The organism is Massilia genomosp. 1 (assembly GCF_011682185.1).
GTDB classification, from domain to species: domain Bacteria; phylum Pseudomonadota; class Gammaproteobacteria; order Burkholderiales; family Burkholderiaceae_D; genus Telluria_A; species Telluria_A rubra.
The window spans coordinates 1-279 of sequence record NZ_WHJF01000564.1; the positions used below are offsets into that span (position 1 = coordinate 1).

General features: G+C 49.5%; 1 pseudogene. It reads left to right on the top strand.

The features are described 5' to 3' along the window. Nucleotides 1-19: 19 nt before the first annotated feature. Nucleotides 20-279, top strand: a pseudogene (tnpA, locus tag F1735_RS34920) (IS200/IS605 family transposase); the annotation flags it as partial.

Genomic DNA, 279 nt, shown 5'->3' on the forward strand with positions numbered 1-279 from the left:
TTCGATTATAGCTTGGTCTATGAGTCATTACAATGAAATTCGCCACGGAAGACACGGTGTTTTCCTCCATGCACCTACATTTGGTCTTCGCAACAAAATACCGCCGTGAAGTCTTCACAAAAGAGATTCTTGACGACCTGCGGCCGATATGTTCCAGCGTCTGCACGGACTTTGAAGCGGAACTGGTGGAGTTCGACGGCGAGGACGACCATGTACACTTCAACAGCCTGAAAGGCGTTTCCAGCCGCATGATTCGGAAGAAGAACTATCCGAGCATCC